This is a genomic window from Mycobacterium bourgelatii, assembly GCF_010723575.1.
Classification (GTDB): Bacteria; Actinomycetota; Actinomycetes; order Mycobacteriales; family Mycobacteriaceae; genus Mycobacterium; species Mycobacterium bourgelatii.
Genome location: NZ_BLKZ01000001.1, coordinates 4,968,670 through 4,981,565, shown reverse-complemented (window position 1 = coordinate 4,981,565; position 12,896 = coordinate 4,968,670). Strand labels below are relative to the sequence as shown.

Annotated in this window: 4 protein-coding genes and 1 pseudogene; all 5 read left to right on the top strand. The window is 66.9% G+C overall.

The genetic code is table 11. The features are described from left to right. The first annotated feature begins 526 nt into the window (after positions 1-526). The 5 genes and pseudogenes from G6N68_RS21285 (at position 527) to G6N68_RS32390 (ending at position 12,159) form a co-directional block, all read left to right on the top strand. Positions 527-2,845, top strand: coding sequence for an MMPL family transporter (locus G6N68_RS21285; RefSeq protein ID WP_163716574.1), 2,319 nt, complete (start codon positions 527-529; stop codon positions 2,843-2,845). Further along, positions 2,838-3,557, top strand: coding sequence for a TetR/AcrR family transcriptional regulator (locus G6N68_RS21280; RefSeq protein WP_240355551.1), 720 nt, complete (start codon positions 2,838-2,840; stop codon positions 3,555-3,557). The genes G6N68_RS21285 and G6N68_RS21280 overlap by 8 nt, the downstream gene beginning before the upstream one ends. Beyond that, entirely contained in the window at positions 3,554-4,192 is a 639-nt protein-coding gene (locus G6N68_RS21275) for a class I SAM-dependent methyltransferase (protein WP_163716571.1), read from the top strand. Before G6N68_RS21280 ends, G6N68_RS21275 begins: the two co-directional genes overlap by 4 nt. 955 nt (positions 4,193-5,147) lie before the next feature. Beyond that, positions 5,148-6,866: a PE family protein gene (locus G6N68_RS32200; protein WP_371871642.1), complete on the top strand. Its 1,719-nt coding sequence runs from the start codon at positions 5,148-5,150 to the stop codon at positions 6,864-6,866. Between the two features lie 2,012 nt (positions 6,867-8,878). After that, a pseudogene (locus G6N68_RS32390) lies at positions 8,879-12,159 on the top strand (hypothetical protein). The last annotated feature ends 737 nt before the right edge of the window (positions 12,160-12,896 follow it).

The window sequence follows — 12,896 nt, the reverse complement described above, 5'->3', positions numbered from 1 at the left end:
CTTGTTCCTTCTACGGCAGCGCGGTGTTGCCCGTGGTGGTTGGCCTCTGACTTGGCTGCGGTTGGCGGTGGTTTCGGTGTGCCGCTTCGGTCCCACCGTCACCGTGAACGGTTGCCAGTCCACGGGCGTTGTTCGCGCAGAGTTAGCGTTGGCGGCGGTGAGTCCTTGGCTTGTTTCGGCGCCCCTGAAGGGGGGTGGCCGATCCCGGTGGGGCGGGCCTTCCGGTAGGTAACGGCGCGGCAGGCGGGGCTGGGACCGAATTCCTATTAAAATCCGTGGTACCAACTGAGTATGCCTCGTCCCGGGCGGTGCTCACGATCCGGGAAATGGGGTCCAATTCTTCCCGGTAGGTAGGTTGTGTCGACCAGGCGTGCGTGCAGCCACGTCGTTCCGACGTTGAACCCTTTTTGAACTGCATCCGTCAACAGGGCGGTGTTGTTTGATGCTTGTCAGTTAGCGTTGGTAAGTTATCGCGGATACGGTGCGGGTCCATTGGGGGTATCGCGCCTGCGGTGGAGGGACGCGCATGCTTGGGTTGATAGCTCGATTGGCTATTGCGTTCCCGCGACGAATCATCGCGGTCGCGCTTTTGGTTCTCGTGGGTGCTGCGGTCTTCGGCGTTCCGGTCGCCAAAAGCTTGTCGACGGGTGGTTTTCAGGACCCGAACTCTGAGTCGGCTCGCGCGATTGATGTCTTGACCGAGAAGTTCGGCCAGAGTGGGCAGAAGATGCTGGTGCTGGTGACGGCACCGGGTGGTGTCACCAGTGATCAGGCCCGCAAGGTGGGTACTGATCTGGTAAGCGAGTTGCGGCGGTCCCCGCTGGTGTATGACGCCACCTCGCCGTGGACGGACCCCGCGGCGGTGGCTGAGTTGACCAGTCGGGACGGCAAGTCGGGGTTGATCGTGGTCAATGTCAAGGGTGGTGAGAACGACGCGCAGAAGAACGCCCAAACGTTGTCTGACGAGATCATTCACGACCGTGACGGCGTGACGGTACGCGCCGGCGGCGCGGCGATGGAGTACGCCCAGATCAACAGCCAGAATCAGGATGACCTGCTGGTTATGGAGCTCATCGCCATCCCGTTGAGTTTCGTGGTGTTGGTCTGGGTCTTCGGTGGGTTGCTGGCCGCTGCGTTGCCGATGGCGCTAGGTGCGCTGGCCGTGGTGGGCTCGATGACGGTGCTGCGGTTGGTCACCTTCACCACCGAGGTGTCGATTTTCGCGCTCAATCTCAGCACCGCGTTGGGTTTGGCGTTGGCCATTGATTACACCTTGTTGATCGTCAGCCGTTACCGCGACGAGTTGGCCGAGGGTGTCGACCGCGACGAGGCGCTGATCCGGACGATGGCGACGTCCGGTCGCACGGTGTTGTTCTCCGCGGTCACGGTCGCGTTGTCGATGTCGGCGACGGCGTTGTTCCCGATGTACTTCCTGAAGTCGTTCGCCTATGCCGGGGTGGCCACCGTGGCCTTTGTGGCGGCGGCGTCGGTCGTGATCACTCCGGCGGCGATCGTGCTCCTCGGCAACCGGCTGGACGCACTGGACGTGCGCCGCCTGATCCGTCGGGTCCTGGGTCGGCCCGAACCGGTGCACAAGCCCGTCGAGCAGCTGTTCTTTTACCGGTCGAGCAAGTTCGTGATGCGCCGCTGGCTGCCCCTTGGTGGGGCGGTGGTCGCGGTGCTGATCCTGTTGGGCTTGCCGTTCTTCTCGGTCAAGTGGGGTTTCCCGGACGACAGGGTGCTCCCGCATTCGATGTCGGCGCATCAGGTCGGCGACGAGCTGCGCACCAACTTTGAGCACGATTCCGCGACCGCGGTGCCCATTGTGATCTCCGATGCTCGCGGCCTGAACCCGGTGGACCTCGACGCCTATGCCGTGGCGTTGTCGAGGGTTGCTGACGTGTCGGCGGTCAGCGCTCCGGGCGGGACCTTCGTGGGCGGGGAGCGCAAGGGGGCACCGACCGCACCGACGGGCGTGGCCGGCGGTAGCGCGTTCGTCACGGTGAGTAGCGCTGCGCCGCTGTTTTCGGATGCGTCCGACGCCCAGCTCAAGCGCCTGCACGAGGTGGCTGGGCCTGGGGGTCGCGCGGTCGGAATGGCCGGCGTCGCGCAGGTCAACCGCGACAGTGTCGATGCGGTGACCCATCGGCTTCCGCTGGTGCTGGGCCTGATGGCCGTGATCACCTTCATTCTGCTGTTCCTGCTCACCGGCAGTGTGGTGCTGCCAGCTAAGGCGTTGGTGCTCAACGTGCTCTCGTTGACTGCGGCGTTCGGCGCGCTGGTGTGGATCTTCCAGGACGGTCACCTCGGCGCGCTGGGCACCACGCCCAGCGGGACACTCGTCGCCAACATGCCAGTGTTGTTGTTTTGCATCGCTTTTGGCCTGTCCATGGACTACGAGGTGTTTTTGGTCTCGCGGATCCGCGAGTACTGGCTGGCTTCTGGGGCTGCTCGTCCGGCCAGGCCGACCCCGGCCCAGGCGCACGCCGCCAACGACGAAAGCGTCGCGTTGGGCGTGGCACGAACCGGGCGGGTGATCACTGCGGCCGCGTTGGTGATGTCGATGTCGTTCGCCGCGCTGATAGCCGCGCACGTGTCGTTTATGCGCATGTTCGGCCTGGGACTGACCCTTGCCGTCTTCGCCGACGCCACCTTGGTGCGGATGGTCCTGGTGCCGGCGTTCATGCATGTCATGGGCCGGTGGAACTGGTGGGCGCCCAAGCCGTTGGTGTGGTTGCACGAACGGTTCGGCATCAGTGAGGCGGGTGCCTTGGCTGAGCGCGGTGCCGTCGAGGACCCGTGGGATGAAGAGCCGATAGCCGCCACGGTGAGCCGCGGTGGTTGACGTTTCCGCGGAGGGTGTTCGCCGGTCTCGTGCGCGACGGGGGTCCGGTGATCTGCTGCGGCAGCAAATTCTGGATGCCGCGACGGCGTTGCTGCTGGAAACCGGTCAGGCCAAGGCCGTGTCGATCCGGTCGGTTGCCCAGCGCGTCGGGGTCACACCACCGTCGATCTACCTGCATTTCGAAGACAAAGAGTCGCTGCTGGACGCGGTCTGTGCTCGGTTCTTGGATCGGCTCGATGAAGCGATGGAGCGGGCCGCCGCCGGCCAGCCGCCGACGGTCGAGGTGTTGCGTGCGCAGGGTATGGCCTATGTGCGGTTTGCGCTGCAGACTCCTGAGCTGTACCGGTTGGCGACGATGGGCGAGTTCCGCTCCGGCCGCCATGTCGACATCGCGCTGCACAGCTCCGCCTTCAAACACATGCGGGCCTCAGTGCAGACCTTGATGGACCAAGGTGTCTATCGCAGCGACGACGCGACGACGATCGCCCTAGAACTGTGGTGCGTTTCGCATGGGATCGCGGCGATGTTCATCTCCAAGCCGCACCTTCCGTTCGGCGACGTCGAGGCGTTCGCCGACCGCGTGTTCGGGGCGGTAATCTGCGGCCACATGGTCGCTGGCTTGGTCGGCACCGGCGCGACGTTCCGAGAGCTCACCGACTGGGCCCTGGCTCATCGATCCTGCCACCCACCACACGAGGAGTGCCCGGCATGACCGCCGTGCCGTCAGAAGTCCACCACCCGCTTTTCGCCAGGTTTTGGTCTGTCTTCGTCGCCCACGAAGCCGAGGCGGTGAAGGCGTTGCGCCGCGAGAATCTGGCCGGCCTTTCGGGACGGGTGTTGGAAGTCGGTGCTGGGGCGGGGACGAATTTCGCCTACTATCCGGAATCCGTCGAACAGGTCGTCGCCGTGGAGCCTGAACCGCGGCTGGCGGTGATCGCGCGGGAGGCGTCGTGCGGTGCGGCGGTTCCGGTGGTGGTGAAGTGTGAGACGGTGGAGGCGTTCAGCGGCGGGGGGTGGTTTGACGCGGTTGTGTGTTCGTTGGTGTTGTGTTCGGTGCGTGATCAAGGTGTTGTGCTGCGTCGGTTGCACTCGCTGCTTCGCCTGGGCGGGGAGTTGCGGTATCTCGAGCATGTGGCCGGCGGTGGGGGCCGTGGCCGGTTTCAGCGGTTGGTTGACGCTACGTTCTGGCCCAGGGTGATGGGTAATTGTCATACCCATCGGGATACCGAGCGTGTGATTGTTGGTGCGGGTTTTGAAGTGGTTCGGGCTCGGCGGGTGTGGGTGTTGCCGGTGTGGGTGCCGTTGCCGGTGTCGGAGTTGGTGCTGGGTCGGGCGCGGAAGGGGTGAGCGGGGCGCCGCTTTGTGGTGCGGCCGGGTTAGGCGCCGGCGGCCTTTTCCCTGCCTTTGGCCGGAGTGTCACAGTGACGATATGTGGGGGCTGGGGGGTGGGGGTTTGTGGTTTGTTCGGCAAACTCTGACGGTCTGATGCTGGCGGGGGGTTCGGGCCTCGTTTTTGTTGTGGTTGCGGTGAGTGTTGGCCGGTGTTGCGGGTTGTGGTGGGTTTTGGCCTTGTGGGGTGGGGTGGGTTGGGTTCGGTTGTGTCGGCTGGGTGTGTGGCGGTGTTGTTGGTGTTGGGTGGTTGTGTGTGGGGTTGGTCTGTGGTGGGTGGGGGGTTGTGGTGTGCTTGGTTTGGAGCGTGCTGGATTAAAGGGTGTGGAATGTGTCGGCCTTGTTCTTTGATTAGGGCGCTGTATCTATAAAGGGCTGTTTGATATGGCGCTTAAAACTTTTTCAGATGCTTGGTCTAGTGGAGTTTTCGCTTGTTGTGGGGAAGTCTGTGGGGGTGAAGGTGTGGCCTGCAGGTGTCCGGTTTTGAGTTTGCTGAGCGGTGTCCGTGTGGTGGTTGGCAGGTATCGATGGGCCCTGTTGGGGTGGGTTTGGCTGGGGTGATTGACGGTGGGGGTTGGGTCGTGGGGTGGCGCGGCGGGTCTGTTCTGTGTTGTGCGGCGGCGTCAATGGGTTTGGGGTGCTGGGCATAGCGTTGTGTGGTGGTGGTCGGCGACGCGTAGCAGGCCAAATATGGGGTTGCTCCGGGGCTCGGGACTCCGAGATTGGCGCCAACAAACGGCGCTGTAATGCTGTAAATGGCTCATTGTGCGTGGTAGCTGTGGTTTGACCTGTGTGATCAATTCGCTTATCTTCATGCGCACGCATATTCGGGCGATATGAGTTATTGTCCCCATCCAGCATGCTTTTTCACCCGGGCGATTGCCGGGTCGTTGCAACTGTGAGGAGTAGTTCAGTGTCTTTTGTTTCAGTGTCGCCGGAGTTGTTGGCAGCGGCAGCGGCTGATCTGACGAATCTGAATGTTGGTGTTGCTGCGGCGAACGCGGCTGCGGCGGATGCGACGACGGTGTTGGCGCCTGCTGCTGCTGATGAGGTTTCGGTGGCGATCGCGACGTTTTTTGGTTTGCATGGTCAGTCCTACCGGGGGGTGGCGATGCAGATGGAGGCTTATCATGCGCAGTTTGTCTCGACGTTGCGCGCTGGTATCGGGGCGTATGCCTATGGTGAGTTGGTTAATGCTCAGCTAACTGTTCTGGGGGTGATCAACACCCCGACGCAGGTGTTGTTGGGGCGTCCGCTGATCGGTGATGGCGCCAATGCGACCACCCCTGGTGGTGCTGGTGGTGCTGGCGGGTTGCTGTATGGCAATGGTGGTGCTGGTGCTGCGGGGGCGGAGGGCCAGGCTGGTGGTGCTGGTGGGGCCGCGGGTTTGTGGGGTAACGGCGGTGCTGGTGGTGCTGGTGGTGCCGGGGCTGCTGGTGGTCGTGGTGGTGATGGTGGCTGGTTGTTGGGGCTGGGCGGTACGGGTGGTACCGGCGGGTTCGGTGGGGGTACCGGCGGTGCCGGCGGTAATGGTGGTTTGTTGTGGGGTGGTGGCGGTACTGGTGGTGCCGGCGGTTTTGGTGGCGGCACCGGTGGTGTTGGTGGGCGTGCGCAGTTGTTGTTCGGTGCTGGTGGTGCTGGTGGTGCCGGGGGTGCGGGTTTTGACGCTGGGCCTGGGTTTGATGGCGGGGCCGGGGGGCGTGGTGGTGCTGGTGGTGAGGGTTGGCTGCTTTCGGGTGGTGGCGCTGGGGGTGCTGGTGGTGTTGGGGGTGCTGGGGGTGTGGGTGCTGCGCCCGGCGCTGATGGTGGTGTCGGCGGTGCTGGTGGTGCTGGTGGTGCTGGTGGGGCTAGTGCGTGGCTGCTCGGGCTGGGTGGTCAGGGTGGTGTCGGTGGTGATGGCGGTGTCGGCGGGGCTGGTGCGGCTGGTGCTGATGGTGCTGTGGCCGGTTTGGGTGGTGTCGGTGGTACTGGTGGTACCGGTGGTACGGGTGGGGCTGCCGGTGCTGGTGGCGCCGGTGGTGTCGGGAAGTTGTTGAGCTTTGGTGGTGGGCATGCCGGTGGTACCGGAAACGGTGGGGCCGGTGGTGTTGGTGGTGTGGGTGGCACGGGTGCTGCCGGTGTTGATGCTGCTGCTGGTAGTGGTGCTGCTGGTGGTGTCGGGTTCGCTGGTGGCGCTGGGGGTGCCGGCGGCGCGGGTGGTGCTGGTGCGGTGCAGGGCGCTGGTGGTGCTGGGGGTGCTGGCGGTACCGGTGGCCGCGGTGGTGCTGGCGGTTCGGGTGTTGACAGTGTGGATGTGGCGGTTGCCGGGGTACCGGTGGTGCTGGCGGCGCCGGTGGTGTCGGCGGTGTTGGTGGTGCTGGTGGTGTCGGGTCGGTGGTCGGCGCCCAGGGTGCCGGTGGTGATGGTGGTGCTGGTGGTGTCGGTGGTGCCGGTGGCCGGGGTGCGGACTACACCGCTGCTGTCGGTGTGGGTGAGCAGGGCGGTACCGGTGGTGCTGGTGGTGCTGGTGGTGTCGGTGGTGCTGGTGGTGAGGCCGGTGGTGCCGGTGGTGTCCGTGGTGTCGGTGGCGCTGGTGGTGTCGGCGGTACCGGCGGTACCGGCGGTACCGGTGGTAGAGGACTTGATGGTGTGACTCCCGGCGAGGCTGGTGGTACCGGTGGTGTCGGTGGCACCGGTGGTGTCGGCGGTGTTGGTGGTGCTGGTGGTGAGGGCTCGGTGGTCGGCGCCCAGGGCGCGGCCGGTAACGGTGGCGCCGGTGGCCGGGGCGGCACTGGTGGTGCCGGTGCTGTGGGTGCGGCTGGTGTCCTGGGTGTTGACGACGGTGCTGGTGGGACCGGTGGTGCTGGCGGCTGGGGCGGTACCGGTGGTGCTGGTGGTAAGGCGGGTGCTGGGATCGGCGGTATCGACGGTGCCGGCGGTCAGGGCGGTGACGGTGGTGTCGGCGGTGCCGGCGGTATCGGCGCTAATGGCGCGGACAGCGCCGACCCGGCGGTGGCCGGTGTTGCTGGCGGTCGGGGCGGTAATGGTGGTGTCGGTGGTGGTGCCGGCGCTGGTGGTGTGGGCTCGGTTGTCGGCCTGGGTGGTACCGCCGGTGATGGTGGTGTCGGCGGCACGGGTGGCACCGGTGGTCGGGGTGCTGCGGGTCTGGCCGGTGTCGCGGCGGGTGAGCACGGTGGTGTCGGTGGCGCTGGTGGTGCTGGTGGTGCTGGTGGTGATGGTGGCGCTGCCGGTGACGCCACCAATGGGTTCGCCGGCAAGCAGGGTGCTGGTGGTAACGGCGGTGACGGTGGTGTCGGTGGCCGCGGTGGTGACGGCGCCAACGGTGCGGACAGCGCCGACCCGGCGTTGGCTGGTGGTGCTGGTGGTAACGGCGGTAATGGTGGTGTCGGTGGTGCTGCGGGCGCGGCCGGTTCCGGCTCGGTGGCCGGTGTGGGTGGTACCGCCGGTGATGGTGGTGTCGGCGGTAAGGGTGGCACCGGTGGTCGGGGTGCTCAGGGCGTGACGGGCAGCACGCCGGGTGAGCACGGTGGTGTCGGTGGCGCTGGTGGTGCTGGTGGTGCTGGTGGTGATGGTGGCGCTGCCGGTGACGCCACCGATGGGTTCGCCGGTAAGCAGGGTGCTGGTGGTAACGGCGGTAACGGTGGTGTCGGCGGTACCGGTGGTACCGGTGCCAACGGCGCGGACAGCACCGACCCGGCGCTGGTCGGCGGTTCTGGTGGTCGAGGCGGTAACGGTGGTGTCGGTGGTGCCGCGGGCGCGGCCGGTTCCGGCTCGGTCAACGGTGTGGGCGGCACCTCCGGTGACGGTGGTGTCGGCGGTAAGGGTGGCACCGGTGGTCGGGGTGCTGCGGGTCTGGCCGGTGTCGCGGCGGGTGAGCACGGTGGTGTCGGTGGCGCTGGTGGTGCTGGTGGTGCTGGTGGTGATGGTGGCGCCGCCGGTGACTCCGCCAATGGGTTCGCCGGTAAGCAGGGTGCTGGTGGTAACGGCGGTGACGGTGGTGTCGGTGGCCGCGGTGGTGACGGCGCCAACGGTGCGGACAGCGCCGACCCGGCGTTGGCTGGTGGTGCTGGTGGTAACGGCGGTAATGGTGGTGTCGGTGGTGCCGCGGGCGCGGCCGGTTCCGGCTCGGTGGCCGGTGTGGGCGGTACCGCCGGTGATGGTGGTGTCGGCGGTAAGGGTGGCACCGGTGGTCGGGGTGCTGCGGGTCTGGCCGGTGTCGCGGCGGGTGAGCACGGTGGTGTCGGTGGCGCTGGTGGCGCTGGTGGTGCTGGTGGTGATGGTGGCGCTGCCGGTGACTCCGCCAATGGGTTCGCCGGCAAGCAGGGTGCTGGTGGTAACGGCGGTGACGGTGGTGTCGGCGGCCGCGGTGGTGATGGCGCGGATGGTGTTGCCTCAACGGATCCTGCGTTGAGGGCTGATGGTGGTGTTGGCGGTACCGGTGGTGCTGGCGGGAATGCCGGTGTTGGCGGTAAGGGTCTTGTCGATGGTGCTGACGGCAACGCCGGCAACGGCGGTAATGGTGGCAACGGCGGCACGGGCGGCGCGGGCGCAAGGGGCTTTGATGGAGCCGCGCCTAGCGCTGATGGTGGTGTCGGCGGTGCTGGCGGTCATGGTGGCGCCGGTGGTGATGGTGGTGCCGCGGGTGTGGGTGCCGGCGGTGTGCAGGGCAATGGCGGTAACGGCGGTAACGGTGGTGTCGGCGGCCGCGGCGGTGATGGCGCCGACGGAGCGCAAGGAACGGATCCCAGCGTGCAGGCTGACAATGGTGGTGTTGGCGGTACCGGTGGTGCTGGCGGGAATGCCGGTGTTGGCGGTAAGGGTCTTGTCGATGGTGCTGACGGCAACGCCGGCAACGGCGGGCGGGGCGGTGACGGCGGCACGGGCGGCGCGGGCGCAAGGGGCTTTGATGGAGCCGCGCCTAGCGCTGATGGTGGTGTCGGCGGTGCTGGCGGTCATGGTGGCGCCGGTGGTGATGGTGGTGCCGCGGGTGTGGGTGCCGGCGGTGTGCAGGGCAATGGCGGTAAAGGCGGTAACGGCGGTGTCGGCGGCCGCGGTGGTGATGGTGCGGATGGTGTTGCCTCAACGGATCCTGCGTTGAGGGCTGATGGTGGTGTTGGCGGTACCGGTGGTGCTGGCGGGAATGCCGGTGTTGGCGGTAAGGGTCTTGTCGATGGTGCTGACGGCAACGCCGGCAACGGCGGTAATGGTGGCAACGGCGGCACGGGCGGCGCGGGCGCAAGGGGCTTTGATGGAGCCGCGCCTGGCGTTGATGGTGGTGTCGGCGGTGCTGGCGGTCATGGTGGTGCCGGTGGTGATGGTGGTGCCGCGGGTGTGGGTGCCGGCGGTGTGCAGGGCAATGGCGGTAAAGGCGGTAACGGCGGTGTCGGCGGCCGCGGTGGTGATGGTGCGGATGGTGTTGCCTCAACGGATCCTGCGTTGAGGGCTGATGGTGGTGTTGGCGGTACCGGTGGTGCTGGCGGGAATGCCGGTGTTGGCGGTAAGGGTCTTGTCGATGGTGCTGACGGCAACGCCGGCAGCGGTAATGGTGGCAACGGCGGCACGGGCGGCGCGGGCGCAAGGGGCTTTGATGGAGCCGCGCCTGGCGTTGATGGTGGTGTCGGCGGTGCTGGCGGTCATGGTGGTGCCGGTGGTGATGGTGGTGCCGCGGGTGTGGGTGCCGGCGGTGTGCAGGGCAATGGCGGTAACGGCGGTGACGGTGGTGTCGGCGGCCGCGGCGGTGATGGCGCCGACGGAGCGCAAGGAACGGATCCCAGCGTGCAGGCTGACAATGGTGGTGTTGGCGGTACCGGTGGTGCTGGCGGGAATGCCGGTGTTGGCGGTAAGGGTCTTGTCGATGGTGCTGACGGCAACGCCGGCAACGGCGGTAATGGTGGCAACGGCGGCACGGGCGGCGCGGGCGCAAGGGGCTTTGATGGAGCCGCGCCTGGCACTGATGGTGGTGTCGGCGGTGCTGGCGGTCATGGTGGCGCCGGTGGTGATGGTGGTGCCGCGGGTGTGGGTGCCGGCGGTGTGCAGGGCAATGGCGGTAACAGCGGTAACGGTGGTGTCGGCGGCCGCGGCGGTGATGGCGCCGACGGAGCGCAAGGAACGGATCCCAGCGTGCAGGCTGACAATGGTGGTGTTGGCGGTACCGGTGGTGCTGGCGGGAATGCCGGTGTTGGCGGTAGGGTCTTGTCGATGGTGCTGACGGCAACGCCGGCAACGGCGGGCGGGGCGGTGACGGCGGCACGGGCGGCGCGGGCGCAAGGGGCTTTGATGGAGCCGCGCCTAGCGCTGATGGTGGTGTCGGCGGTGCTGGCGGTCATGGTGGCGCCGGTGGTGATGGTGGTGCCGCGGGTGTGGGTGCCGGCGGTGTGCAGGGCAATGGCGGTAAAGGCGGTAACGGCGGTGTCGGCGGCCGCGGCGGTGATGGCGCCGACGGAGCGCAAGGAACGGATCCCAGCAAGGCTCCCTATGGTGGTGCGGGCGGTACCGGTGGTGTCGGTGGGAATGCCGGTGTTGGCGGTAAGGGTCTTGTCGATGGTGCTGACGGCAACGCCGGCAACGGCGGGCGGGGCGGTGACGGCGGCAAGGGCGGCATGGGCGCAACGGGCCTTGATGGAGCCACACCCGGCGCTAACGGCGGTGCCGGCGGTGCTGGCGGCAGCGGTGGAACCGGTGGTGACGGCGGTGCCGCAGGCCTGGGTGCCGGCGGTAAACAGGGCGCAGGTGGGAGAGGCGGTGACGGCGGCACCGGCGGCACCGGTGGTAGGGGTGCTGACGGCGCCGACGGGGTTACGTCAGGACAGAATGGCCAAAACGGGGGTAGTGGCGGCAAAGGCGGCCAGGGTGGCAACGGCGGCAGCGGCGGTAAGGGGTCGACTAATGGGTCCCAGGGCTACTTGGGCCATGGTGGCAACGGCGGTAAAGGCGGCAATGGCGGCAATGGCGCCGACAACACCGACGTGGTGGGGTACGGCGAGACGGGTGGTACCGGCGGGGCTGGAGGCCTCGGCGGCAACGGCGGCCTTGGTGGTTTATTCGGAAGTGGGCTTCCAAACGGCCTGATCGTAGGTCACTCTGGCGACGGGGGTAATGGTGGCAACGGCGGCGCCGGCGGCCCCGGCGGCGAAGGTGGTGGCACAGGTGGTGCCGGCGGCGCAGGTGGCGCGGGCGGTAATTCACCAAACTCGGGCAACACGTATGGCGGGCTAGGAAAGGGGGGTGACGGCGGTATCGGCGGTGCAGGCGGCAAGGGCGGTGACAACGTCGACGGTGATGGTGGTGCTGGCGGCGTCGGAGGCGTCGGCGGCAACGGCGGCAATGGTGCCATTGGCGGTAACTATGGCACTCAAGACGGAGGTCCCGGGGGCAATGGTGGGACCGGTGGTGTTGGGGGTGACGGCGGCAATTCCGTCAATGGGTCTGGCGGTGTAGGTGGGGCTGGTGGCCAGGGAGGCACCGGCGGTAAAGGCGGAAACGGGCGCATAAATAACGCCGGTACCGACTATGTAGGCGACGGCGGTGACGGCGGCGCTGGCGGGGCCGGAGGTGCTGGTGGTAACGGCGGCAATTCCGTGAACGGTGCCGGTGGCGATGGTGGCGTCGGTGGTGAGGCTGGTGTCGGTGGTCAGGGCGGTATTAGCCGTGAGGGGAAGGCCGGGGGCAACGGTGGTGATGGTGCCGTCGGCGGTCAGGGCGGCAGCGGCGGCACCGGCGGTACGGTTGGTGGTTACGGTGGCGCAGGCGGAGCCGGATCGACTGGCGGTGTAGGTGGAATGGGGAACAACAACACCACTGTTCCTACCCCCCCGACGCCCGGCGGACCCGGCAAGGCCGGTGATGACCCTGTCGGAACCACCGGTGGTGCTGGCGGTGACGGTGGTGCGGCGGGCACCGGAGGTCAGGGTGGTCCGGCCTCGTAGCCAGCTGTAGAAGGGGCATCCCGACGTCTCGTATGTGCTGACGTCGGGATGCCCCTTTTTTTGCTTTATGAACAGGCTGTGACCAGTGAGTCGGAGCATTGGCCGCCGACTTTCGATATAGATCTCGAGGGACTGTTGCCGTTGGCCCTTGACCGCTGGCCGGACCTAGCTGATGGCTGACATCGCTTTCTGCGTGCCACTCCGCGCCAGGGTCACCTTGAACGGTCGCCCATTCACCGGCGGCACTCGCGACAGCGGCGGCACCGGGGTGAGAATCCAGGAGCAGCCTTCGCGGCGGGCCTACCGGTAGGTAACGGGCTGAATACCCCCTCCAATCCAAGCCAACGGAACCGGTGGCCATGCCTCGTCCGGACCTACACACGCTTGGGATATCTGACGGTTGAGTTGTGCGTGGACCTGCCATGTCACCACTAGCGAACTCCCCGCCGGGACCTACGAATCCTCGGCCCGTCCTCGAATATGGTGCTGTATTAGGGGGCCATCGCCCTACCGCGGCCGGCGTGGTGGCGTTGTCCTCAACTCATAGCTGGCAAATTTGTCCACGCGATCGAGCAAAGCCATGTCATGGCCCGCTTCCGGAAGTGGACAAAGGTCGCGGCCCATATCGTCGCCCGGCTTCCACAACTTGGCTACCCATGGCATGTGGGGTGCCGGGGCGCGCCTTGTTCCTTCCCCCGGATGGTGTTAGCCAGAACTGCGTTTGCCAATACAGTGAG